This is a genomic window from Erysipelothrix enhydrae (genome assembly GCF_035066605.1).
Taxonomy (GTDB): Bacteria; Bacillota_I; Bacilli_A; order Erysipelotrichales; family Erysipelotrichaceae; genus Erysipelothrix; species Erysipelothrix amsterdamensis.
In genome coordinates, this window is the sequence record NZ_CP125807.1 from 132122 (window position 1) to 157457 (window position 25336).

Annotated in this window: 21 protein-coding genes; 8 read left to right on the forward strand and 13 right to left on the reverse strand. The window is 35.2% G+C overall.

The window, feature by feature from the left end:
* Window positions 1–6: 6 nt before the first annotated feature.
* The 8 genes from LLS04_RS00795 to LLS04_RS00830 form a co-directional block, all read right to left on the reverse strand.
* On the reverse strand, window positions 7–2016 hold the full coding sequence (locus LLS04_RS00795) for an ABC transporter permease (RefSeq protein ID WP_323611383.1): 2010 nt from the start codon (window positions 2014–2016) through the stop codon (window positions 7–9).
* 84 nt (window positions 2017–2100) lie between these two features.
* On the reverse strand, window positions 2101–2499 hold the full coding sequence (locus LLS04_RS00800) for a GyrI-like domain-containing protein (protein ID WP_254006717.1): 399 nt from the start codon (window positions 2497–2499) through the stop codon (window positions 2101–2103).
* Window positions 2500–2562: 63 nt separating this feature from the next.
* Window positions 2563–4512, reverse strand: coding sequence for an FtsX-like permease family protein (locus LLS04_RS00805; RefSeq protein ID WP_323611386.1), 1950 nt, complete (start codon window positions 4510–4512; stop codon window positions 2563–2565).
* A gap of 11 nt (window positions 4513–4523) precedes the next feature.
* On the reverse strand, window positions 4524–4697 hold the full coding sequence (locus tag LLS04_RS00810) for a translation initiation factor IF-2 (protein WP_323611389.1): 174 nt from the start codon (window positions 4695–4697) through the stop codon (window positions 4524–4526).
* A gap of 114 nt (window positions 4698–4811) precedes the next feature.
* Window positions 4812–6773 (reverse strand): FtsX-like permease family protein, encoded by a 1962-nt coding sequence (locus LLS04_RS00815; RefSeq protein ID WP_323611390.1) that lies wholly within the window; start codon window positions 6771–6773, stop codon window positions 4812–4814.
* The gene (locus LLS04_RS00820; protein ID WP_323611392.1) at window positions 6763–7530 is read right to left on the reverse strand and encodes an ABC transporter ATP-binding protein; all 768 of its coding nucleotides are present in this window, start codon (window positions 7528–7530) and stop codon (window positions 6763–6765) included. The genes LLS04_RS00815 and LLS04_RS00820 overlap by 11 nt, the downstream gene beginning before the upstream one ends.
* A 130-nt stretch (window positions 7531–7660) precedes the next feature.
* Window positions 7661–8665, reverse strand: a complete 1005-nt coding sequence (locus LLS04_RS00825; protein ID WP_323611395.1) for a sensor histidine kinase — start codon at window positions 8663–8665, stop codon at window positions 7661–7663.
* Complete coding sequence (locus LLS04_RS00830; protein ID WP_323611397.1) at window positions 8655–9329, reverse strand: response regulator transcription factor; 675 nt, start codon at window positions 9327–9329, stop codon at window positions 8655–8657. Before LLS04_RS00830 ends, LLS04_RS00825 begins: the two co-directional genes overlap by 11 nt.
* Before the next feature lie 102 nt (window positions 9330–9431).
* Between LLS04_RS00830 and LLS04_RS00835 the strand changes: the two genes are divergently transcribed.
* Window positions 9432–10223 (forward strand): CorA family divalent cation transporter, encoded by a 792-nt coding sequence (locus LLS04_RS00835; RefSeq protein ID WP_323611398.1) that lies wholly within the window; start codon window positions 9432–9434, stop codon window positions 10221–10223.
* On the opposite strand, the gene LLS04_RS00840 is transcribed toward LLS04_RS00835, so the two are convergent.
* The gene (locus LLS04_RS00840) at window positions 10220–10807 is read right to left on the reverse strand and encodes a LexA family protein (RefSeq protein ID WP_323611399.1); all 588 of its coding nucleotides are present in this window, start codon (window positions 10805–10807) and stop codon (window positions 10220–10222) included. The genes LLS04_RS00835 and LLS04_RS00840 overlap by 4 nt on opposite strands.
* Window positions 10808–10931: 124 nt before the next feature.
* Here LLS04_RS00840 and dinB point away from each other — a divergent pair, with 124 nt between their 5' ends.
* Complete coding sequence (gene dinB / locus LLS04_RS00845; protein ID WP_323611400.1) at window positions 10932–12152, forward strand: DNA polymerase IV; 1221 nt, start codon at window positions 10932–10934, stop codon at window positions 12150–12152.
* Between the two features lie 27 nt (window positions 12153–12179).
* Here dinB and LLS04_RS00850 read toward each other — a convergent pair whose 3' ends face one another.
* The gene (locus LLS04_RS00850) at window positions 12180–13517 is read right to left on the reverse strand and encodes a sensor histidine kinase (RefSeq protein ID WP_323611402.1); all 1338 of its coding nucleotides are present in this window, start codon (window positions 13515–13517) and stop codon (window positions 12180–12182) included.
* A gap of 4 nt (window positions 13518–13521) precedes the next feature.
* Window positions 13522–14250, reverse strand: coding sequence for a LytR/AlgR family response regulator transcription factor (locus LLS04_RS00855; RefSeq protein ID WP_323611404.1), 729 nt, complete (start codon window positions 14248–14250; stop codon window positions 13522–13524).
* A gap of 216 nt (window positions 14251–14466) precedes the next feature.
* On the opposite strand from LLS04_RS00855, the gene LLS04_RS00860 reads away from it, so the two are divergent.
* Entirely contained in the window at window positions 14467–14805 is a 339-nt protein-coding gene (locus LLS04_RS00860) for a hypothetical protein (RefSeq protein ID WP_323611405.1), read from the forward strand.
* Between the two features lie 40 nt (window positions 14806–14845).
* On the opposite strand, the gene LLS04_RS00865 is transcribed toward LLS04_RS00860, so the two are convergent.
* The gene (locus tag LLS04_RS00865) at window positions 14846–16231 is read right to left on the reverse strand and encodes a Sau3AI family type II restriction endonuclease (RefSeq protein ID WP_323611406.1); all 1386 of its coding nucleotides are present in this window, start codon (window positions 16229–16231) and stop codon (window positions 14846–14848) included.
* 97 nt (window positions 16232–16328) lie between these two features.
* Here LLS04_RS00865 and dcm point away from each other — a divergent pair, with 97 nt between their 5' ends.
* From dcm to LLS04_RS00880, 3 genes are all read left to right on the forward strand, one after another.
* Window positions 16329–17588, forward strand: coding sequence for a DNA (cytosine-5-)-methyltransferase (gene dcm / locus LLS04_RS00870; RefSeq protein WP_323611407.1), 1260 nt, complete (start codon window positions 16329–16331; stop codon window positions 17586–17588).
* 240 nt (window positions 17589–17828) lie between these two features.
* Complete coding sequence (locus LLS04_RS00875) at window positions 17829–19634, forward strand: McrB family protein (RefSeq protein WP_323611408.1); 1806 nt, start codon at window positions 17829–17831, stop codon at window positions 19632–19634.
* Entirely contained in the window at window positions 19618–20985 is a 1368-nt protein-coding gene (locus LLS04_RS00880) for a 5-methylcytosine restriction system specificity protein McrC (RefSeq protein ID WP_323611409.1), read from the forward strand. Before LLS04_RS00875 ends, LLS04_RS00880 begins: the two co-directional genes overlap by 17 nt.
* 100 nt (window positions 20986–21085) lie before the next feature.
* On the opposite strand, the gene LLS04_RS00885 is transcribed toward LLS04_RS00880, so the two are convergent.
* Window positions 21086–22099, reverse strand: a complete 1014-nt coding sequence (locus LLS04_RS00885) for an NAD(P)/FAD-dependent oxidoreductase (RefSeq protein ID WP_323611410.1) — start codon at window positions 22097–22099, stop codon at window positions 21086–21088.
* 180 nt (window positions 22100–22279) lie between these two features.
* Here LLS04_RS00885 and LLS04_RS00890 point away from each other — a divergent pair, with 180 nt between their 5' ends.
* Both LLS04_RS00890 and LLS04_RS00895 read left to right on the forward strand, forming a co-directional pair.
* Window positions 22280–24598: an HAD-IC family P-type ATPase gene (locus LLS04_RS00890; protein ID WP_323611412.1), complete on the forward strand. Its 2319-nt coding sequence runs from the start codon at window positions 22280–22282 to the stop codon at window positions 24596–24598.
* Window positions 24599–24656: 58 nt separating this feature from the next.
* On the forward strand, window positions 24657–25274 hold the full coding sequence (locus tag LLS04_RS00895) for an ankyrin repeat domain-containing protein (protein WP_003775131.1): 618 nt from the start codon (window positions 24657–24659) through the stop codon (window positions 25272–25274).
* Window positions 25275–25336: the final 62 nt, after the last annotated feature.

Here is a 25336-nt window from a genome sequence, read left to right on the forward strand (position 1 = left end):
GTTTTTTTAATTACGATGAGGTCGAATGATTCGTTTACTATTCATATAGGTTATTACAAAATAAATCAGATAAAACAGAAAAACAATCGCGACCGTTGAAATGCTTAATACATTCGATGGATAACCTAAGTTGATTAGATTTAAATTTCGCTCTACCGCAATCAATCCAACAACTGTATGAACTAAGGCGACACCCAGTGGCATAAAGAAATATAAAGCTGTTTGTTTTAGAAGAGCACGATTTATCATGTTTGATGAAACCCCAATCTTCCGAAGAGTTTCATAGCGTGCCTGGTTATCACTGGCTTCTGATAATTGTTGGAGCGCTAAGATAACAAGACTTACGATTAAGAGTACCATCCCAACATATAGTCCCACAGCGGCAATGATAATTTCAGTACCCATTCCCGTAAGTCCTGAATTATATCTGGAAAGAATATCGGTAGCATAGTACTCTGTTGGATCATCCTTTTGTTTTAGATTTACTTGTTCTATAATCCTTTCAATCTCTGCCTCTGACGAATTCAAGAGATTAGCACTCAGAATCGTTTTGATAAAAACGTCAGGCCAAGTGACCTTTATATGATTGAAGTCTTGATCATTAACCACCAAGATCGGGTATCCATTCGATTGATTGGAAATGATTACAAAATTTTCTTTATCATAAGGTTGTAATAGAAATTCTTGATTATCAAAAATTAATGGTTTGCGATAATCAAGGACATCGACCAAAGGTGTGCGCATCGTAACAAGGCTGTTGTAATCCGGTTGAAAGTAAAGTTGATTCTGATCGAGCTTGAGTACCGGTTTCTTATGAAAGGTACGGACTTTATTGTAGTCACTAAGTGTGACAAGTGCTAAGGGTTCTCTTAATGGTTCTATATCCTCCTCTATATCCCCTGACTGCACGAGTATATCTGTGCTAAATGACTCGGAGCGATAGAGGTTAACTTGAAATCCTTCTTCAAAATATTCATCCAAACCCAAATCATCTTTATAATTTTTTGAAACGCCTAAATCATCATACATATAAGTGAATGTTAGGTCATAAGGGACGGTTTCTTCCGTGGAAATTGAAATTCGTTTATTGAGATTTAATCCTGTGGCTAAGATTGTGATTCCAAACAACAAGGTAATCGACACTACCGCCATCACACGATAAGTCGAACGAATTTTATTCGAAACTTGACGAATGACGAACATGTTTAAGTTTGTGTAGTATCGTGCACGCCCTAGACGTACAATACGCTCCACAAATCCCGCCAAAGATTTAAATAAAAGTATCGTCGCAAAGATTCCTATCCCTACTATAATTGGCATAAATAAAATCAGTTGACCTGCTTTAAGCACCCACAAATAATCAAAAATTAAGATAGCTAGCGCACTGATTAACTGAAATAAGGTCCATCCCACAGAACCCTTTGGCATCATTTCTTGTGTTCTATGAGCATTAAACAAATCATTTAACGTAATTTTATGTAATTTCCGCTGATTCAAAAACATAATAAGTATGAAAATACCACTAAAACAATAAATAGTTCGCCGCGCACCATTGATCGAAAAGATAAACTGATAATGAATGGGAACAGCCAATATCGTTCCCATCATCACCCCTGTAATCTGCGATAAAATATAACCAGTGAAAAGACCCATAAAAAGAGCAGCAAGCCCAATCAAAAATGTTTCCGCCATAAGTATTAACGACATTTTAAAACGAGACATTCCTAAAAGCATATAGAGTCCAAACTCTTGTTTACGTCTTCCAATAATAAAATTATTTGCGTACACAATAAGAAACGCGAATATCACCACAACTATAACTGAAATGACATTTAAAGCCTCTGATACAAGTTTAAAGGTACGTCCCATTTGATTTGTGAGTTCCAAGATTACAGCTTGATCTTCAAACGATCCAAAAATATAAAATAGAGCTACCGAAAACGCCAATGTCACAAAGTACACGGTGTAATCTTTATAACTCTTTCGTACATTTTTGAATGCCATTTTAATAATCATCGATGCAACTCCTTTATCGTATTTTATCACACTTTGGTAATCAACCACCTTACATTCTCGTAATAAAAAAGAATAACATAAATGTTATTCTACGGCGATAAAAATATCAATACGACCATCCTCATAATATTTTTCAAAATCAATTGTATAAGCACGGTTTAATTTCCCTGATGTCTCCAACGACCAAATTAATTTCCACGTATTCAGAATACCGAAATCATCTGTTATATCAACAGGAAACACTTGATAATCATTGCGATCATCCACAACCAATAATTCACTCGTTTGTTCATATTCTGTCGCAAGTCCAAGTGAATACAATCCTTTATAGTCTGTCTTGTAATCCGTGTAAACTGCATATTTTGCTGCATCATAATGTGGTAATGATGTGTTAAACCGCTCCCACATTGAAGCAAGTTTTTGTTCAAACTCTGGATCATCAAGACTATTTGTACGAATATCTTCTCTTATAAATAAATTCATGGAAAGCTCCTTTTATACTACAACTATAATACAACATTCTATAAAAAAAACTAGATGATTTCTCTAGTTTCCTTTAATAATTGACTTACTTCCAAAATAGGTTGCGCTAAAGTAGATTAAATAAATTGCCATTACCCCAAAACATGTTAAGCATGTAGGGACAATACTACTTGCTTTTAACCCTGCTAAGTCTAAGTTTACATTCACAGCGCGAATGCCCACCCAAGCATGAATTGCTGCCAGTAAGAGTGGTATAAAAAAGTATAGTGCAACTTGTTTAAAGATTGATTGATTTATCATCTTGGAATCAGTACCCAGTTTGGAAAGAACTCTGTAGCGCGCCTGATTATCGTTCGCCTCTGAAAGTTGTTGGAGGGCAAGAATAACACCACTACTGATCAAAAAGACAACACCCAGGTAAAGTCCCATAAAGGTAAATACCAATTCAATCCCCAATAACATCTCAGAAAGTTCTTCCGAACTAACGCTTATGATATCATTTTGATCATACCCAAGTTCCAAAAGTTTCTGTTCAATTGATGTTTGAACCACTGTACTCTGATCTGCATTGATATTATAAATTGTAGTCATCGTAACCGGGTTTGTTTGAGCTGATTGTATTTTCTGTAGTGTTTCTGTACTCATAAACAAGATAATATCATTGAAGTCGCCATTTCTTACACTCATATCCGTAATGTTTTGATCGTCAATCACATCCAAAACTTCATTCCCTAAGCTGATTAATCTCGTGTTTGATTTATAATCTTTGTAATTATGTTTTAAACCATAAGGATAGACTGCTTGATTCTTAAGAGCAATCGTAGGTAAGCCATGAAGTTCACGCATTGTATTATAGTCATTAAGATCCGCTAAATAAAGACGCGGTGTTTGTTCATTTTTACCAACCTCAACGATATTTTGTAAAGCTTCCACCGTATATTCTGAATTATAGATGTTCATGGATACCAAAGCGTCGGCTTTTTGTTGACCGAGAAATGTCTCAACGTCACGATCACGATTGCTTGTTGAATATGGAATCATCAAAGTGTAATCAAAAGGCGTATTACGCTTTACCTGTTCATCCATAACCGAATTTAGATTAAATCCTGTCGCAAGTGTTGCAATACCAAACAGAAGTAAGAGACTAACCACCGCCATCATTTTGTAGGTGGTATTCACTTTTGAGGCAACTTGTCGAAATACAAATACGTTTAAATTCTTAAAATAGATACGTAGATTCATCTGCATAAACTTAAGCATAAATCCAGAAAGTGCTTTAAAAATGATAAAAGTAGCGAATGAACCCAAAGCAATTATAAAGGGCATGAATAGTACGAGATGAATGGGTACTAATGCCCACTTATATGCAAGAACGAGAAGCACGATACCGATGATAAATAGTATTATCGGATGTTTGTTTTCGGTGGTTTCATTTACGCGTTCTGCTTGAAACAGCTCAATAACTTTGTGTTTTCGAACTACTTTACCATTGAATAATAAAACAATAATAAAGATTGCGGAAAAGCTCAGGATTGTTTTAATTGTTGCTTTAATAGAAAAAATAAAATGATAGTTTACATTTGCCTTCAAAAGTCGCGCACTCGCGATCGCGGTAAGCTGTGACCCAACATATCCTAGAATCAATCCTGATAATAATGAGATAACACCAATAAAAAGTGTTTCATACGTTAAAATTTTAGAAATTGTTTTTTTAGGCATTCCGAGTAATGTATACAGGCCCAGTTCTTTTTGACGACGTCGAATGAGAAACTGATTTGCATAAAGAATTAAAAATGCAAAAACGACTGAAATGATTGCCGACATCACGTTCATGGTGGTCACCAATGCTTGAACAGCTTGACCTTGGCCCGATGTCATTTTTAAAATAGATGATTGTTGTTCAAACGAACCAAATATATAGAATAAGGCTACCGAGAAGGTGAGCGTTATAAAATATACAGAGTAGTCTTTGTAACTTTTCTTAACATTTCTAAGTGCTATTTTTAAATACATAGAGGTCTCCTTTATAACGTAATAATCGTTGTAATCACAAAACTTGATAAAGCTTGTCCGATTGCTTGTTCCTCTGCACTCATTTCGGAAAGCATGGGTTTGTTATGCATCTTTTCATCGTGTACTCTTCGTTTATCATTTCTGATTTCATAACTTCTTATCATATTTTTTAAGTGTGTTTTCATATATATTCTCCTTGTTGTATTTAGTATAGATTGAATCGAAATTTTGAACCATCGAATCTTCTTACACTAAACTTACAACAATGTCATATTAAAAAAACACACCTTTCGGTGTGTTTAATCTTCAAGAATAATTGCTTTACTTGAGAAATAGGTAATAATGAAATAAATAAGGTACATTATGATTATTGCACTTGTTGTGAGTATTGCAGGCATCATGGTATCGGGGGCAAGACCTGCAAGGTTTAAGTTTACATTCATCGCCTTAATACCAACATAGGCGTGTATTAACGCAATGATAAGCGGTAAAAAGAAGTAAATTGAAATTTGTTTAAGAATAGAGTTTTTAATGAGTTTGGAATCTGCTCCAAGTTTTGAAAGTACACGATAACGTGCTTGGTTATCACTGGCTTCTGAAAGTTGTTGGAGGGCCAAGACAACCACACTACTCAACAAGAAGACAAGTCCTAAGTAAAGTCCAACATAAGTAAATAATAGTTCTGTTCCATTCATGGATTCTTTGACTTCATCAGAACTTATGATGGAATGATACAATCCCAAAGATTTTCCTTCTAGACTGTCTTGAATCGTAGAAACAAGTACATCCTGTGCTCCATCAACATCGATGTTATACACAAATGTATTTTGATTCCACGCATCGTTTGAGATCATCTGTGATTTCAAAGTTGGAAGGTAGGAATCATTTACTACAAAAAGTGCACCATGAACCATGGATCCATTCGCAACTCTTACAGGTTTAACATCATGATTTGCTTGAAGATTGAACGATTCACCAAGCACTTCAATCGATTTTAATTTCATTAAGTCGGTGTTTTGTAAACCAGCCGTTGGCGCTTTTTGGAAAAAGATTTCTTGTCCAGATAGATCAATTGGTTCAAATCCTTCATGCATCCGTAATGCATTAAAATCAGACTGTGTCATAAAGAGAATGCGTTGATTACGATAGATATCTTCATGCATTCCCATAGCCTCTGCTTCGAGTCCAAGATCGTAAATCGATGCAATGACATGATTTTTAATCCCCACAACATCTTCAAATAAACTTGAGTAATCTTGACCTTCAGATCCCGAAACAAGAACACTGACATCATATCCAGTTGCTTTCTCAACTTCATTGCCGAGAACATAATTTAAATTGAATGCAGTCGCAAGGGCACCGATTGCGATCAAGAGCATGAGGGTAATTACTGCCATCATTTTGTATGTCGAACTAATTTTCGCACTTACCTGACGAAAAACAAAACTGTTTAAACCCTTGTTGTAGCGTTTTTGATTTATCTGCATAAACTTAAGCATAAACCCAGAAAAAGAAAGGAACAACATAAAGGTTCCCAACGCTCCCGTCACAAGGACTAAGGGAAGCAAACGAATCAGTTCTAAAGGTTTTAATGCAAGTTTGTAAGCATATCCAATAAGCACACATGCAAGGATAAAGATTACAACACTCATCCAGGTTTTGCGCACTTTAAGCGTCTCATTTTGACGATTCGAACGTAGAAGATCGATTAACTTGTACTTATTCAAAATCACGCCGTTAAAAATCATTACAACGATAAAAATCATCATAAAGCATAAAATTGTTTTAAACGTGGCGGACATGGAAAATACAAAATGATATTGTGTTGAAACACTTAAGACCTTAGCACTCAAAAGCGTTGTAATTTGTGATAAGGCAAGACCCAAGAGTAATCCTGATCCTAATGAGAACACACCGATATAAAGCGTTTCATAGATGAGTATGCGAGATATATAACGTTTGGGCATACCTAATAAAGTATAGACACCCAATTCCTGATGACGACGCTTAATTAAAAAATGATTCGCGTAAAGAATTAGGAAGGCAAACACAACCGCAACAACAATCGACATCGCATTCATAATACGAATTAATGCTTCAACCATCGATCCTTGCGATGTACTTAAATTCATAATCGAAGCTTGTGCTCCAAAGGAAGAAAAAACGTAGAAAAGAGATACCGAGAAGGTTAAAGTAATGAAATAGATAAAGAAATCTCGATAGCTCTTCTTAACATTACGAAGCGCGAGTTTAGAGTACATTGGCGGAATCGCCTCCAAGTAAGGTTACAACGTCAATAATCTTATCAAAAAATACTTTACGACTATCATTTCCTCGTACCAATTCATTAAAGATTTTTCCGTCTTTGATGAAAAGAATACGTTTCGCATAACTTGCACTGAAGGCATCATGGGTTACCATCATGATCGTCGCTTGTTCTTGTTCGTTTAATTCTTGAAGTTTCTCAAGCAACATACGACTTGATTTTGAGTCTAATGCTCCTGTAGGTTCATCCGCTAAAACAAGACTTGGGTTAGTGATTAATGCTCGTGCCGAAGCGACACGTTGTTGTTGTCCACCTGACATTTGATAGGGAAATTTTTGAAGAACCTCTTCGATATCTAAAAGACGCGCAACACTTTGAATGCGTTGATCAATTTCTTTATGGTTTATATTTTGAATTGTGAGTGCTAAAGCGATGTTTTCATATGCAGTCAGTGTATCCAGTAAATTAAAATCTTGGAAGATAAAACCAAGTTGCTCACGACGGAATCGTTGTAAGTGATCTTTCTTGAGTTTCGTAATATTTTGACCATTAACCCCAATGGTACCACTTGTCACCGAATCAATGGTGGAAATACAATTAAGAAGCGTTGTTTTTCCTGAACCCGAGGGTCCCATAATCCCTACAAACTCCCCTTTTTCAATTGTGAATGAGACACCATCAAGTGCCTTGGTAATATTTCCTTTTTTACCGTAGTATTTTTCAATATTGTTTACATCTAGTATTGTTGTCATAATCAACCTCCTACATTTAGTTTAAAGAATTTGCGATGGACCTACCATTCATTATCATTACAGTTTTATAACATTATTGTCACTTACTTTTATTATAGTGTATCTGAATAAAAAAACCTCGTTCTCGAGGTTACTTAAACATCATTTGTGATTTTGGGAATACAAAAGTTACACAGGTTCCCTCATGACTTTCAATTTTTACGTCCAAATTGAGTTTAGTACTTAATGTTTTCACAAGATACAAGCCCATACCCGTCGCTTGTTTATTTTGACGACCACGCTCACCCGTAAATCCACGTTCGAAGACACGCTCTAAGTCACCAACGGGTATTCCTGGACCATTATCACAGATTATAAGTGAAATTGAATGTTCTTGAATTGTCGTTGATACATTAACGATTCCTTTTCCTGCATCGACATACTTTAGAGAATTGGATAGTACTTGTTTAATCATAAATTCAAGCCACTTCGGATCACTGTAAACATTTGCTTCTGTTACATCCATTTCAATGTGTATCATTCGTTGTATGAAGATGGGAGCCAGTTCTTTAATCACATTACGAATGTGTGTATTCAAATTAAGTGCTTGAATCATATAATCTTTTTCAAGTGAACTCGATCGTGCATAAAAAAGCACTTGTTCAAGGTAATTCTCCACATGACTCATCTCTTGCATCAACAAATTCATTTCCGCACTCGAATGGTTGGATGCAATTAATTTCGCCCCCGATAGAGGTGTTTTAACTTCATGAATCCAAAGTTCGATATATTCTTTATAGTCTTCTTGGCGACGCTTATAATCACTGACACGATCAGCCATAGACTTGTTTAATTCTTCCATCACTTCAATCCAAAGCGTCGCATCCAAAAAATTACCCTCCGGAATCATTTCCGTCAGAAGATACTTTTGATCCAAACCTTCTAAATTCATCAACAGTTCATTATAAAATCGCTTTCGGCGTGAAAACTCAACCACCAACACAACCACCAACACCAAAGCAAGAAGAAACATTACAATCCAAACAATTTCATGTTGAACACCCACTGCTGTAAGGAAAAACAAAACAACGCCTTCCAAAACCCCAACAAGTATCAAAAGATATGCTTTATCTGCTAAAAAATCTTTAGTTTTCATGAATTGTATAACCCATTCCACGCTTAGTTTCAATAAAGTCCACAATTCCAATTTCCTCAAGTTTTTTGCGTAAGCGATTAATATTTACAGTTAAAGTATTATCATCCACAAACCAATCCGTATTCCATAAGTACTGCATTAGGTCTTGACGCGAAACAATACTTCCCTTATTCGCAATCAAAAACGAAAGAATACGCAATTCATTTTTCGTAAGTTCTTGTTCTTGTCCCATATAGCGAACCATCCCACGGGGCGTATCCAACTCAACACCTCTAAGCACCGTTACTGCAGTATCATTTTTTTCATAAGCACGTCGTAAAACAGATTGTAATCGAGCCAATAAGATTTGTAAATTATACGGTTTAGTAATAAAATCATCCGCTCCTAAGTTCATCGACATCAGTTCATCCATGGTACTGTTTCGACTTGTCACTACAATAATCGGAACAGCACTTATTTTACGAATTTCTTTCGCAAGATAGTGACCTTCAACTTCTGGAAGTGATAAATCCAAAAGCACACAGTCGACGACTTCTTGTTTAAACGTCTCCATGACGTTTTTGAAATCAGTGATGAGGGACGTCTCATACCCGTTCTTTTTTAAGAAACTGCTCAATTCATTACGAATCGTATCGTTATCTTCTATGATCATGATTTTATACATACACATCCTCCAATTAAATCTATTATACACGAATCTTGTTTAAGGTTTTCTTAATTTGAAATTCTCCGCTCATGGTATAATACACATAAAGGAGGATTCACCATGAATCTTATAATCTATCAAGACGCTCACACACTTTCGCTCCCTGAATACATCCGTCAATCCTTAACGGATAAAGCAGAGCTTGCACATATACGACTCCTTAATGGTAATTTCTATATTATTCTCAACTACCCTAGTTCCCCTGAGAACATTCAACCCATCTGTATTGAACAAACTGGTTTGGACTTTAATCTCTATTGTCATGAGTCCGTATCTTTTTCGTCAGATGTTCGAAATACTTCCTTAACAGACCTTCTCTTGCATACGCTTAAAAACTACGAAGTCATGGTCCAAGTTATTAACGCCAAACTTTCGGAATATGAAGAGTCGATGGAGAATCTTGTTACGAAAGCAAACATCAAAGCACTCTTCAGTTTAAGTCGTAAGTTAATCCGATATCAAACTGCTATTAATGCAATTGGTGATGTTACGAACTATATCGTCGATGCAAAACCCGAAGCACTATGGCAATCCGAACTTTCTTCTGAATACACAAACATTCGAATTGAAGTCAATCAATTAGTTCAAAATATTGAGATGTATCAACAAATTATTAATTCGATTGTGGATGTATCAGAATCTCTATTTTCAAATCGATTAAATAAAATTATGCAGACGCTCACATCGATTACGCTCGTACTCTCGGTACCAACATTCATCACTAGCTTTTATGGTATGAATATCGACTTGCCTTTTCAAGATCACCCGCATGCTCTGTTGATTGTTTTTATGATTAGTTTTTTCCTAACCCTTGGGGTCGTCATCTTTCTACGTAAAAAGGATTACTTCTAAAAATCAACACGAACATTTAAAACCTTCCCAATAACTTCAACAGGTAACATCATCACTTCTTCCGCATTATAATAACGTGTCGGATAGTCTGGGTTTGTAGCCTCGAGAATCATCAAATCATCTTTTAAAATAACACGCTTGACCGTCACTTCATCGCCCTGAATTAAAACAACAGCGATATCACCAGAGACGATTTCTTGCGTTTTTTTTACGTAGATTAAATCTCCATCATAAATCCGTGATCCCGTCATGGAATCCCCCACAACCTTCAAAAAATAATCCCCTTGATCATACTCTCGTTTTGAAACTTCTTCATAAGCAATGATATCTTGATGCGCTAATAAATCATATCCCGCTCTTACGACACCGAGAACCGGCTTAAAAAAGTGATAATCCAAATAATCAGGAACATTAATCTTAAAGAGATCCGACAAGCGTTCTTGCTTCTCTAAAGATATCTTTTTGATAATGCCCGCTTCCCATCGAGACACTGTAGATTTACTAACCCCTACCGCGTCTCCAACTTCTTCTAACGATAAATGATGCCGCGCTCTAAAAATCGAAACCAGCTCTTGTAATGTCATAATCTCACCTCTTATTGTTATTATACGCAAAATGCAATACTCAAACAACTTCATTTAAAATGTTGCGAATATCGATTGATTTACGCAACATTTTAACCTATACTGAGTCTATTGAGGTGATTCTATGAAACAACGCTACATTCTTCATTGTGATATTGACTACTGTTTTGCGCAAATTGAAATAATGAAAAATCCTTCCTTAGCTGCTGTTCCCATGTGTGTTGGTGGTGATGAAGCAAAGCGACACGGTATCGTCTTAGCACGAAACCCATTAGCAAAAGCTAAAGGCGTGAAAACAGCAGAGACCCTAAATGAAGCGCGCCGTAAATGCCCTGGACTTGTGATTGTCCCCCCTTCATTCGATGATTATCTTATGGTAAGCAATCAAGTTAAAGACATCTATCGCGAATATACGGATAAAGTTGAATCGTTCGGTATTGATGAAGCATGGGTTGATATTTCAGATTCGCTTTTACTTTTTGGAAAACCCGGAGATATCGCAACAGAAATACGAAGACGCATTAAAGCAGAAATTGGCTTAACGGTTTCAATTGGTATGAGTTTTAATAAAATTTTTGCGAAACTTGGCTCCGATTTGAATAAACCCGATGGGCTAACAATTCTCATGGAATCTCATGTGAAATCCATGATTTGGCCACTTCCCGTACAGGATTTACTCTACGTAGGCCCCAGCACCCAAAAGAGTTTAAATAAAATGGGCATTCGTACCATTGGTGATCTTGCATGTTCGGATGAAAATCAGTTACATACGCATCTTGGGAAAATGGGGAGTTTACTAAAGTCTTTTGCGAATGGTGAAGATACTTCAGAAGTAAATCCTTACAGCGATCCTGCGAAATCAGTAGGTAATGGCATGACCACCCCACAAGATCTTGTTTCAATCGAAGAGGTTCGTCGCGTTTTATTTGTACTCGCGGAGTCTGTTTCAAGCCGGTGTCGTAACATCGAAAAAAAAGGAAGTGTCCTACGAATAAGCATTCGTAATAACAAACTTGAAACCATTTCAAGACAAAAAAAACTGAATCAACCTACAAACACGGTCGATCAAATTGTTAATGAATCACTCTTCCTCATCGAACGTTATTGGGACCAAAAACAACCTTTACGAAGTATCACTATTACACTCAGCGATCTTGTTTCAACCACCCAACCCATTCAACTATCCCTCTTTGATCAACCCGAATCAGCAATTGATGAAACCTTAGACAGCATTCGTGATCGATTTGGACATCATGCCATAAAACGAGCCAATGTCCTGCTTCAAACAGACCTTGAAAAAAGAAATCCGAAAGCTCATATAAGCAGTTTTGGTCATAACCAATAAAAAACACCTCATCTCGAAGTGTTTTTTTTATGATTCTACTGGATGTTCACGAGGGAAATTCATAACAACTTTAAATACATTGTCATCAACTGACCAATTTGTAACCCCACCAAGTTGTTCGATAGTCTGACGAACAATTTTAAACCCAAGACCACGAGATCCTTTATCCGTTGTTTTTGTACTTTCCAAATCTTCATGGTAGTTTCCATCAAAACGATTGGAAATCATGACATCAATCCAGTGATCACGAAGTTTTGATTTAACCGTAATAAAGCGTTGTTCTTTCGGTAAAAGCATGGTCGCTTCATGGGCATTTTTTAAAAGATTGGTAAAGATACGAACAACCTCAAGCTCTGATAATGCAATCGTATGATCCCAATAGAGCATACATTCAAACGTAACACCATCATTAATACAGGTGTTCGCAAATTCTTGCATAATCGCATCCAACAGACCATCATTTGAATATGTAGGATGCGTAGTTAAACCATCGGACATCTGTACTCCCATCTCATCTAAAATATGAATGGCTGTTTCATAGTCATTTTTTCTAAGTAACGCATTAATGGTCGAAAGTGTATTTTTATAATCATGACGAAACTCACGAAACGATTGGGTATACACTTGATACGACTTATAGTGCTTCACCTGCATATCCAATTGTTTTTGAAGTGCCACGGTTTGTTTTTCATATTCCAATGCTTCACACGACCTTACGGAATTTGCCACCACAATCGCAGCAACCCCCATAACCACAACACAAGTAAAGAGGTACATAAGTGTAAACCATTGGTCATTTGCCGTATAACGACTACCAAAACCCACAATCGTTAAATAAAACCCTAAGGATAATTTTGTCGTCGTAACAAACAATACCTGATCTGTATTACGAAATAGCGACTGAATTCGTGATGTCGTAACCGAATACCGTTGCAAGATCAAAAATAAAATAATAACGAAAATACAAGTTGTCTGAAAACTCACCAAATCACTCATCGTTCCCGATGCAATATGACGAATTGGCATCCCCGTAATTAATGAGTACATTCCAAATACAAAACCACGTACTGTATAGAAATAGAAAACATGACGAACACTTGCATATGCAGCCAATGTCGTAGATATTTTATAAATAATTTTGAAACTAATAAACATAACTAAAAGCATGAATAAATAGCTGATGTACGTTTCAAAATCAAACTGACGTGAAAATAAAACTAACATCGAACTCATAATCATGCATATACCAAGCGAAATATTTCCATAAGAGCGCATCTCAGCATGGTCTCTCATAAAATATACCGAAAGGTAAGTATAGACATAGTAGGTAATTGTGGAAGTAATAACTAAGATCCAATACAACATGGCGTTACTCCCAATTTTTTTCTACAAATTCATTAAAACTTTGCTTAACATCACTTTGATATGCTTTACCAATCGGCAACTCTTCCCCATTTTCAAGACGAAGTGTCTGGTTTTTAAAGAGTACTATATGGTTTAAGTTAACGAGATAAGAACGATGTACACGCACAAAATTACGACTTGCTAGCCGTGTCGTGAGACGATCCATCGTTTCATAGAAATCAAAATACTCATCGTTATTAAAGTGTACACGCATCACACGACGATAAATTTCGAAGTGAGATATATCTTTAAATGGAATCCGTCGTGACTCCGCCCCAAAATTACAATCGAAAAAATCACCCGATCGTTTATCGATTTGTGTCAAAACTTGTCCTAATACGGTACGAAAACGAGTATCATCCGTATCTTGTTTTATGAGATAATTGAACGAGCCCACATCAAAGGCATCAAAAACAAAATCTGATGAAGATGTGAGGAAAATAATTTGCGAGTTATAACCCATCGCACGGATTTGCTTCGCTACCTCTACACCATTAAGTTCATCCATAAAAACATCCAGGAAAATAATATCTGGTTCTTCATAATGATCCGTTAACTCAAAAATCAAATCTTCACCCCGAGAAAATGAACTTAACTCAACTTCAATTCCCCGTGACATCGCATACCGCTTAATCAAATACCGATACTTCTCAATGACATCATTATCATCATCACACAAGACAATACGTATCATACAAGAACCCCCTATTCCTTGTAAGTATTATATCATGTTGCGTGAAAAGAAACACATTTCACCGAATATATAGTTCATATTCACCGTTCTTTTATCTAAATTTCATATAAGTTTTATCATCACAATCTCTACCAAATTTGAACACATAGATTTCATAACACCCATGTTTAATTTTCATATTGTTATGGTATTCTTTCCCCAGAAAGGATGAGATCTATGAAAAAAAGTAATCGAATCGTAGTCCTGTTCTTAATGTTTGCGGTTTTAATTGGATGTCAGGCAACCCAACAAACACCCACACTCATCACAGATAAATCATCAATCAACCATCCATTCATCATTACCTACGTTACGGGTAAATTTTCCGAATATGGATACTTTGTAAATCAAGATGAACAAATTAAAATCTACAAAGACAATGATGAACAATGGACCTTCACCCAAACAGCTCCCGACAACACCGAAAACATCATCACCGTAATGTGGGATGGTCAATCCGAGATAGCGGAAACAATTTTTGTGCAAGTAGCGAATAAAGTGGTGTATAAACGATAGAAAAGATGAAACTAATTGCTTCATCTTTTTTTTATTATGGTTATTTTTTTAGATTCTCATCTATAATCTTTAGTATTAAATCCTTATCCAACCAGAAACAATGCTTCGTCAGTACTCTTCCATCAGGTAGATAGTCTATATCATCTCTATTTTTTGCATGTGTTCGAACATGAACAACATGATTGAAACTTGATCCTGGAAGGTTTGTCTTTCTGCGTTTACCATCATCTATAATTTCTAAGCCATCATTCAATAGTGAGACCGTTCTATCCCATACTCGGAACAACTCATTATCAATCATTCTATCGTCCATTCCCCATATGAAGGATCCTTCAAATCGATATTCTCGACTTAAATCTTCAAGTTCTTGAAAAACGATAAATAAAAATTTTTTACTCTCAAAATAGTCTTTGATTAATGAAGATTCCCATGTTTCTTCACTTAAATCTTTAAATTTAAATGCAGGGAAAGACATATGTTCTCTAATTTTACCCTCTTTAGTTAAACGAATCGTTTTTACTACAATATCAGACTTTTTGAACTCTTCAATGTTATTGAGATTATCAGTCTTAACCTTCATCATGTTTCTAATATAGTTTCTCAAGTAATTTTTGGCATTACGATTAATTGGTTCTTGTAGATATTTATCGATTTCACTAAGAGACATTCCATAATAAGGCTTAAGTAATTGAGTTACTTTTTCTTCGATTGTTAATGTCTTATAATCGTTATTTAAAATACTCTCGTATTCTTCTTGATTAAATACTTTGGTTCTTAGTAACTCCGTCATATATGAATTTTTTAGTGAATAAGCACGTGGCTTTGCCTGTTCTATGCTATTTACTTGCGGACAACGATCCTTGCTCGTTTCACCTTTGGTACAAGCACTTAAGTAGAACGTATCACTTTCTGATATTAAGTGTGCGTCACCTTTTTTAATTTTATCTTGAATAATACTATAATCATTTATAATCACTTCCTTATCTGCTTCGCTTATTTGTTCAAAGTCGAATAAGTACTGTCCATCTATTTTTAAATCTTCCACTTCTAATTCTTTTGAATCCTCATAAAATATAAATTGTATTTTTTTAAGTTTATCGTAACAATGACTCTCATAAAACTTAACTTCATGATCATTCATATAATTGACCATTGTTAGAACACATCGTTCTTTAGCAGATATATTTTTTTTGTTCTTTAAAACTTTAAAGGGTGTAACTTTTAATTCCACGCCTGCTTCTTCAAAATCAGCCTTTTGTGAGTTATTAATAATGTAATCATAACCCGATTCTTCGACAATATGACCAAGCTTCCCTTTATTCTTAGTGTTTAGTAATCGATCGTATCGATCTAAATCTACAAATCGCATCCCTACTAATTCTTTTGCGCGATTATTAATCGCTGATACTGTTGTATATTTCCCCATCCCAATCCCCTCTTTCAGTTTGTCAATACATTGAATTGACTAAGTATATCCATTATAATATAAACAATGAGTTTAATGAATAGTTGGAGGAATCAGATTGAAAAATAGAGTAGTAGAATTGTTCGCGGGTGTCGGTGGTTTCAGAGTAGGTTTGAACCATATTGAATCATTCGATGAGAAAACAGGTAGAGCAATTGAGGATGGAAATTGGGACTTTGTTTGGGCTAACCAATGGGAACCAGGAAAAAAAGTACAACATGCCTTTGATTGCTACTCAACACGTTTTGGAGCAAATCAGAATCATGTGAACCAAGATATTTCAACAATAGATAAATCCACTATCCCGGATCATGATTTATTGGTAGGCGGTTTTCCTTGTCAAGATTACTCCGTCGCTCGATCTGTATCGAAGGAACAGGGAATTAATGGAAAAAAAGGAGTCTTGTGGTGGCAAATCCGAGATATATTGGATGCAAAAAAGCCACCGTTTGTTTTACTCGAAAATGTTGACCGATTATTGAAATCACCAGCTTCACAGCGTGGTCGAGATTTCGCAATCATGTTAAGAAGTATGAATAATTTAGGGTATATCGTTGAGTGGCGTATGATTAATGCCGCCGAATATGGAATGCCGCAAAGACGCCGTCGTGTCTTCATCTTTGCTTATCATAATTCAACCAAACTTGCTAAAAGTGTAGTAAAAAATGATGATATAGAAAATTATTTATTAAAAGAATCGATATTGAATAAAAATTTCCCTATAAGTGATGATATAAAGCCAATAAGTAAAGATTTATCTGTATATGAGGATGAAGTTGATATCACAAATAATTATGCAAACGGAAAGTTTTTAAACGCTGGTATTATGATTAATAATCAGGTTACTAACTTTGACATCAAAGAGATAAGCGAAGATGCATTCACATTAGGTGAGGTCGTAAAGATGTCATCACCTTATCATAAAAACTATGATGACTACCTCATAACAAGTAATCTTGATAAATGGAAGGCATCAAAAGGCAGTAAATCAATTACTCGTGTTACTTCGGAAGGGTTTGAATATAAATACTCTGAAGGGACAATGAGCTTTCCAGATAGTCTTGAAAAACCTGGTAGGACAATGCTAACAAGTGAGAATACTCTAAATAGAAGCTCTCATATAATCGATTCAGGTAACGCTAAGTATCCATATAGAAAAATAACTGAAGTCGAAGCAGAATGTCTAAATATGTTTCCACCAAATTGGACAAACAGCGGTATGCCCAAAAACGCAAGATATTTTATGATGGGGAATGCTTTGGTAACAGGAATAATCTCTCGATTAGAAACATCAATAATTGAATTGTGTAACGAATAAATTAAGTATTTTTTAAAAAAGCGCTATCTAATGCAGATAGTGCTTTTTTAACTTAAAGTACAAACACTTAACTTCGTTTTATATATAGAAATTCGATAAACTACCACATATTAAAAAACTTTTAAGCAGGGAAAATAAGGTAATAAATTGGTCAAGGAGATATTAACTCATGTTAATTAAATAGAATTTATATTTTTTACAGTTATAATAAAAATAACAATATAAAAATGGAGGCATTCAATGAAAACATTTAAAAATATAAGAGTGACTGGCGACTCAATTACTACAGACATACCAAATTTTGAATTTAGCTGGGATTATATAGCAAAATCCGGACCTCAATCTTCAACATATCTGAAACTTGAATCTGCAAAATTTGTTAAAGAAGATAATACAACGATTGAGAGAGATTTCCAACCTATCGAACGAAAACGTAGCGGATTAGTTCTTGCTAGACTCGCCATACAGGTCTTTGAAAAAGAATTAGATTCACTAACTGAAACGGACCGTAGAAATTTAGTAACAGATGCAACCGGAAACAAAATAGGATTATGGAATAACAAAGAGGAATTATCTCATGAATGGGGCAACAGTAATAATAGCGGAAAAAAGCCATCAAAAGACTATGTAGCAGATATGTACGTAGGAAACGCCTATCCCTCTACAGCTAATGCTAAATTTTACTTTTATAATGCTGGATTATTTGATTCCCTATGGCTTGCTCAAAATTTCATAAAACAATTTGGTTCAAAGGGTGATGCATTCATAATATCAGTTACACAAAATGAGGATTCACAAAGTGTAGTTAGTGATAATTCCAGTTATACTTCTTCAGATGATTTTTTTATCGACAAAGTTAATAAATTAGAATCTTCGAAAAATATTATTTTTACAGGTTCTCCTGGTACCGGCAAAACATACTTAGCAAAAGAAGTTGCATCTTATATCGTTAGTAGCGGCAGAACAAGAAATACATTTGAACTTAATGATTTCGAAAAAACATGTATAGAATTCGTTCAATTCCATCCAAGTTATGATTATATAGATTTTGTAGAGGGATTAAGACCATATTATAAAGATAACGATATGACGTTCCAACTGGAAGACGGAATATTTAAACAATTTTGTGAGAAAGCACGTCAGTCACTTCACCAAGTACCAACCTTAGATGGACTAAAAAAATACTTACTCGAATTAGGAAAAAATGAACACGATAATTATTTTTATATATTTGAACAACTGCTAGGTTTAAAATCATATACAGGTAAAAAAATGGAGGTTTTTCCTAGATATAATTCTCTTGAGGAAATATACGATAATATCGATGAATTGAAGAAACTCGATAAAAAGTATGATTTTGGACAATTTCTTATTACCCCAATGAATTATTTGAAAAAATACTTTGATCAGCTAAACACAGAGAAATTATCAACACAAAAATTCGTTTTTATTATTGACGAAATAAACAGAGGTGAAATATCCAAAATTTTTGGTGAATTATTTTTCAGTATCGATCCTGGTTATCGCGGAATAAAAGGTTCGGTAAAAACTCAATATTCTAATCTTCATAAAGAAAGCGCGCCTCTATTCTATGTCCCAGAAAATGTTTTCATTATTGGTACGATGAATGATATTGATAGATCAGTCGATACATTTGATTTCGCAATGCGAAGAAGGTTTAGATTTATCAAAATATCTGCAGCTGAAAGTACATCAATACTAGAAAATGCTGTGTCAGATGATGGTAACCCTCTTTTATCAGAGACGATAATTGAAGACGCGACAAGAAAAATGGAATTGATTAATACTCTTATAACCAGCGACGCATTCCCTGATTTGAATAGCAACTATCATATTGGAGCCAGTTATTTCTTAAAACTGAATGAACTGAATGGATCATTTTCCGACCTTTGGAACGACTACCTTGAACCACTCTTTAGAGAGTACTTACGAGGTACATACAATGAGGACGAACAGATTGAAATGATTAGAAAGAGTTACTTTGAAATTGATTCAGAGGCTTTGAATTATGATATACAAAGATAATTCTTTTCTCGGCTCTGAATCTGATTTCATTTCAAATCATCCTAAAATCCATAAAAACTTGATGAATAGAACTTTAAAAAAATTAGTCTTCGATAATTCAATCCTATTAATTGATTCTAACTTTAACAGTACAAGCTCTTTAGATACATCATCAAAAATATTTGAATCAGTTGACGGTAAAATTTTCTCAGGAAATGTTTTAGGTATCCTTGGAATTGAAGATGAACTGATTTCCTTAAAATCAAGATTTAGTTCTGAAAATGATGATTTTTTTACATATTATCTATTAGAAAAAGTTCTAGGTTATAAGGTGATTGGATTACACTCTGGCATAAGCTACGATTCAGCTGTGTATTCCCTTTTGGAATATATTTTTCTAATTTATCTAGACGATGCGATGAGAAAAGGGATTTACAAGGAATATGTTCGAGTAAGCTATAATGATAAAAATATTAGAGGTTCGATAGACGTTAATCGCCATCTGAAACAAAATATTCCATTCCAAGAAAATTTTTCATATTCTACACGCGAGATTTCCTTCGATAATGATGTAACACAACTAATTCGACATACTATTGAACATCTTAAAAATGAAGATGTTTCAATCACTAAACGTATGCAGGATAATCCTCAAACTAAAAAAAATATCGATGAAATTATATATTATACATCCACTTATTCTAAATCGAATAAGCAAAAGGTTATCCACAGGAATATGAATAAAGTCATTTCTCATGCTTATTTTCATGAATATCGCTTTCTTCAAAAAATTTGTCTGCTTATTTTATCTAACAAAAAACATACACCTTTTAACAGTAAAAATTTAAAATATGGAATACTTTTTGATATATCTTGGCTATGGGAAGAGTACGTTGCACTTCTACTTGATGACAAATTTATACATCCTCAGAATAGAACCGGTTCTCTTAAGCAATACCTTTTTAGAAATCAAAACGATATTTATAAAAAACCTATATACCCTGATTTTATTGGAACTAAACAATATGATAATATCGTAGCAGATGCTAAGTACAAACCTGAAAAGAATATAAAATCCTCAGATTATCACCAATTGTTATCTTATATGTTTAGATTCAACAGAAATACAGGATTTTTCATTCATCCGCAAAAAGAGATGAATATAACTAAGACAACAGAAGAACTAATACTTTTAGATGGTGTAGGTTTAGATTCAACAGAAAGATCACCACAAATTCGTATTCAAAATTTAAAATTTAATATCCCACAAAAATACTATTCAAACTATACAGAATTTTCAGAGCTTATGAAAATTGAGGAACAAAATTTCCTTGATAAATTGGATAACTTTTCTTTTAAAGCATGTTATTAATTTCGAATATTTGGCAACCTTTAAAAATCCTGATTAGATTAGAATAACAACAGTATAACCAGTCTAAGAAATATCATCTAGAGATACTTAAAATAAGATTTCAAACTAAATAACTAGCTAGACTTGAACCTATTGTAACCCCCGTAGTCAATCCCGAGGACCCCAGCCCACTTGCTTGATATACACCCGGTTCACCTTCTACTTCCCCGTAGAAAGGACTGAAGTCCGAGCTCACTGCGCGTGTTCCTACACGTACGTGATCAATTTCAAGTTTATCTATATCTGGGAAGTGTTTCTTAGCCTCATTTTTGAGGTATTCACTTGAATTTGGATCAATATCCAAATTAAATCCTTTTTCATTTTCATGGGTTGCACCAATGACTAATTGCCCCTGGTTTCCATAAAGAAAATCAATTTCTCCCTGTGGCATAAATACAGGATAATTATGATTGGGTTCAAGGATGTTATTAAATTCTATGAGTTGTCCTTTTTGTGGTTTTACATTAAGTTCTTTGTTTGGAAATTGTTCTTGCAACCATGCTCCACAAGCAAGGATGACTGCATCAAAGGCTTGCCCATTAACCATAAGCTGATTTTCTTGACGTGACCAGTACACACGTTTATTGATTACGGTAAGATTTTCAGCTTCTTTTTGTAATGTCTTGATTAGTTTTAAGCCATCTACCTGTGCACCACCTGAAACATAGAGAGCTCGTTCACATTGAATAAAGGGTGGTAGTTTTTCCTTGAGTGCTTGTCCTTCTAAAATTTCCACATCCCCCATTTCGGGTGCATCGATGCGACGTTGTAGTGCAATATGGTATAACTTATCCAATAATTTATCATGAGTGATTAGAGCACCACTTTGACGATAATAGGATGTGTCTTTGAGGTCTTGGTTCAACGTTTGATAGAATGCTGCTCCTTCACGTGCGAGTTGATACCATTCTTGATTGCGACGCTGACTAACCCAAGGACAGATGATTCCTACTGCTGCTTTGGTTGCTTGTCCCGTTGAATCATCATATAGGGTAACTTGGTTTCCGTGTTTACTTAAATAATAGGCAGCTGTAGAACCAACAATACCGCCGCCAATAATTGCGATTTTTTTCATTTTTGATCCCCTTTTACTTCTCTTATACTAGTGTATCAAAATATACCGGATATGTAACAAAATTGTAACTTTCGTCATAAGTTCAAAATAATCATGTATACTTTGTACTATAACACTAGTATAGTGTTGATTTTTCTTTCGATTAAATTTATAGTTATAAATAGATTACGGAGTATCGCTATGCAAAATAAAAAAGGTCTAACGACACAACAAGTAAAACAATTAACTCAGGAAGGCAAGGTCAATCGTCTACCTAAACCCGAAATTAAATCAAATGCGCAAATCATTTTCAGTAATGTATTTACGCTTTTTAACTTATATAACATTATTATCGCATCCGCACTTGTTTATGTAAAAGCATGGACAAGTTTATTCTTTATGGGTGTCATCATTTCAAATACATTCATGTTTATTTTCCAGGAAATACGTTCTCGAAATTTAATCAGCAAACTCAATATTATTATCTCTCCAAAAACGACAGTGATTCGTGATGGTGAACGACTTGAACTGGATAACGAAGAAATTGTTCTTGGTGATTTAGTTTATTATGAAGCAGGAAATCAAATCAGTGCCGATGCACGGATTGTGGACGGATCTGTTGAAGTTAATGAATCACTTCTTACTGGTGAAGTTGATCCTGTCGATAAAACGGTTGATGCGGAAATTTTATCCGGAAGTTTTATTGTTAGTGGTGCGTGTTATGCAGAGATTATTCATGTTGGGAAAGACAACTATGCAATTAAAGTAACTTCTGCTGTGAAAACTAACCGCGTTATTTCTTCCGAACTGCTTAAAACATTTAAAACGGTTACTAAAATTACAAGTTTCTTTATTATTCCAATCGGTGCCATTTTACTTTACCAAGGTCTTGTACTACGAGGTCAAGCTTTTGATTCAGTAATTGTTAATACTGCAACTGCGCTACTTGGTATGCTTCCACAAGGTCTGGTACTACTCACTACCTTAGTCCTTATTGGTGCCGTCTTAAAACTTGGTTCTAAGAAAACACTTGTACAAGATTTATACGCAATTGAAACCTTGTCGCAATCCAGTGTACTGTGCTTGGATAAGACAGGGACATTAACACATGGTGTAATGAAAGTAATTCACGTGGAAACACTTGATGAGATTCTCTATGAATATATGAGTTCTTATATCGAAAATTCAAGTGATAACAATGCTACATCGGCTGCAATTAAAGACTATTTTGAAGTTATTCCAACACAACTTAGCGCTGTCGAACAAATACCGTTCTCCTCCGCGAGAAAGTGGGCAGGAATGAATTTTTCTAACAATCACGCAGTGCTTGTTGGTGCCCCTGATATTTTACTCCCAGGAACACGAATTCCTGAAAAAGTTGAATCTTTACGACGTGATGGCGCACGAATTCTATTAATCTGTGAGTCCCTATCACCCGTTCATAAAGATAGTTTTCTCAAAGGAATTTTACCGCTCGCTTACATTGCCTTAGAAGATCCAATTCGTGATGACGCATACGATGCCATCCAGTTTTTCCGAGAAAATGATGTTACTGCAAAAGTTATCTCAGGTGATAACGTAGAAACAGTCGCAGCGATTGCTCGCAAAGCGGGTATTGAAAACTATCAAAATGTTGTAGATGCACAATCTCTAAAAACTGAAGAGGACTTAACAGAAGCAATTCTTAATTGTAATGTTATTGGTCGGGCAACGCCAAATCAAAAACTTGATTTTGTACGTATCCTTCAAGAACATGGTGAAAAAGTTGCCATGACCGGTGATGGTATCAATGATGTTCTTGCTTTGAAAAACTCTGATTGTTCTATTGCTATGGGTGAAGGCAGTGATGCTGCCTTACACATCTCACAAATTGTCGTTATGGACGGGCAACTCTCGACACTTGTAGATGTTGTGAAAGAAGGACGTATGGTGATCAATAACATCACCCGTTCCGCATCCATGTATTATCTACGAACAATTCTAACCATATTTATTGCCATTACTGCAGTAGTTATGAATGTTCCCTTCCCGTTTATTCCCTTCCAAATTACATTAACAAATATGTTTATTGATGGATTCCCTTCGTTTATGTTGTTGTTCCAACCAAGTTATGAACGACCTAAAGAAAGAATCCTTAACCATGTTTTACGTCATGCATTCCCAAATGCCATGACCATTATTCTGTTGTGGCTCTTTCTAAATATTTGGGGAACCCACTTTGGATTAACAACAGAGGTTGTTCAAACGATGATGTACTTTATTAACGGTTATGTATCAATCGGTATGATTTACCGTATCTACAAACCCCTCAATCTGTATCGAACAACCGTCCTTATCATCAATGTTATTGGATTTGGACTTGCAACCAAGATCTTCTGGCCTCTATTGGAACTACAACCACTTAGTCCAGAACATGCACAGTTCACCGCAATCCTTCTGGTTGTTGCGATCCCAATTGTAATCATCATCCACAAATTAGCGCTTATGTATATTGAATATACAAATACTAAGAACATCTAGAAACACATACACCTTCCAAAATGGAGGGTGTTTTTTGGTTTAAACCTAGAAGTGTGCTATGATAAAGACAGAAAGGATTGATATTTTGAATGAATTGATCGAAGCAATTCATCATAATGACATTGATTCAGTTCAGACAATCCTTATCAACGACCCACACGTCGTATCTCACCCTTCAGGTGATCGTTTGCAATCCCCACTACAAGAAGCAATTCAAAACAGTCGTCTTGAAATTGCTCAGTTAATTATTGAAACAAAGGATAATGTTAACTTTATGGTTCAAGGTGAACTCGAACATTGGCAGCAACCTATTTTACACGTTGCCATTAGTGAAGCCTTGAATCATTCACGTTATCCCCGACCTCAACGAGACGGCCCCAAAAATGATGGGGTTCTTTTCGACAAGCATCTTGCTTGTCTTAAACTCTTGCTTGATGAGGGTGCGGATGTCCATGGTCAAGATTCATTTGGAAATACGCCTCTTATGCGAGCTGTTTTAGATGTCATTAATATTGATTTGGGAATTGTTGATTATGAATTTGAAGAAGATATTCGTCGTGTGTTTGGATTACTCATTGATAAGGGTTCTGATATTCGTGAAGCTACAAACACGCGTAAGTCTATTTTTGAACTGTACCGAAATCATAAAGTGATGAATTATATACCAAAAGGATGAGGATTTCACTCATCTTTTTTATTATCTCCGCTTAATTTTGATATAATAGTCAAAATTAGGAG

Coding starts and splice junctions, on each gene's coding strand:
- LLS04_RS00835 (WP_323611398.1), top strand. CDS start 9,432: ATGAATCTTATAATCTATCAAGACGCTCACACACTTTCGCTCCCTGAA.
- LLS04_RS00795 (WP_323611383.1), bottom strand. CDS start 2,016: ATGATTATTAAAATGGCATTCAAAAATGTACGAAAGAGTTATAAAGAT.
- LLS04_RS00855 (WP_323611404.1), bottom strand. CDS start 14,250: ATGATACGTATTGTCTTGTGTGATGATGATAATGATGTCATTGAGAAG.
- LLS04_RS00800 (WP_254006717.1), bottom strand. CDS start 2,499: ATGAATTTATTTATAAGAGAAGATATTCGTACAAATAGTCTTGATGAT.
- LLS04_RS00880 (WP_323611409.1), top strand. CDS start 19,618: ATGATATACAAAGATAATTCTTTTCTCGGCTCTGAATCTGATTTCATT.
- LLS04_RS00815 (WP_323611390.1), bottom strand. CDS start 6,773: ATGTACTCTAAACTCGCGCTTCGTAATGTTAAGAAGAGCTATCGAGAT.
- LLS04_RS00865 (WP_323611406.1), bottom strand. CDS start 16,231: ATGGGGAAATATACAACAGTATCAGCGATTAATAATCGCGCAAAAGAA.
- LLS04_RS00830 (WP_323611397.1), bottom strand. CDS start 9,329: ATGTATAAAATCATGATCATAGAAGATAACGATACGATTCGTAATGAA.
- LLS04_RS00875 (WP_323611408.1), top strand. CDS start 17,829: ATGAAAACATTTAAAAATATAAGAGTGACTGGCGACTCAATTACTACA.
- LLS04_RS00890 (WP_323611412.1), top strand. CDS start 22,280: ATGCAAAATAAAAAAGGTCTAACGACACAACAAGTAAAACAATTAACT.
- LLS04_RS00820 (WP_323611392.1), bottom strand. CDS start 7,530: ATGACAACAATACTAGATGTAAACAATATTGAAAAATACTACGGTAAA.
- LLS04_RS00840 (WP_323611399.1), bottom strand. CDS start 10,807: ATGACATTACAAGAGCTGGTTTCGATTTTTAGAGCGCGGCATCATTTA.
- LLS04_RS00810 (WP_323611389.1), bottom strand. CDS start 4,697: ATGAAAACACACTTAAAAAATATGATAAGAAGTTATGAAATCAGAAAT.
- dinB (WP_323611400.1), top strand. CDS start 10,932: ATGAAACAACGCTACATTCTTCATTGTGATATTGACTACTGTTTTGCG.
- LLS04_RS00885 (WP_323611410.1), bottom strand. CDS start 22,099: ATGAAAAAAATCGCAATTATTGGCGGCGGTATTGTTGGTTCTACAGCT.
- LLS04_RS00825 (WP_323611395.1), bottom strand. CDS start 8,665: ATGAAAACTAAAGATTTTTTAGCAGATAAAGCATATCTTTTGATACTT.
- LLS04_RS00895 (WP_003775131.1), top strand. CDS start 24,657: ATGATAAAGACAGAAAGGATTGATATTTTGAATGAATTGATCGAAGCA.
- LLS04_RS00850 (WP_323611402.1), bottom strand. CDS start 13,517: ATGTTGTATTGGATCTTAGTTATTACTTCCACAATTACCTACTATGTC.
- LLS04_RS00805 (WP_323611386.1), bottom strand. CDS start 4,512: ATGTATTTAAAAATAGCACTTAGAAATGTTAAGAAAAGTTACAAAGAC.
- LLS04_RS00860 (WP_323611405.1), top strand. CDS start 14,467: ATGAAAAAAAGTAATCGAATCGTAGTCCTGTTCTTAATGTTTGCGGTT.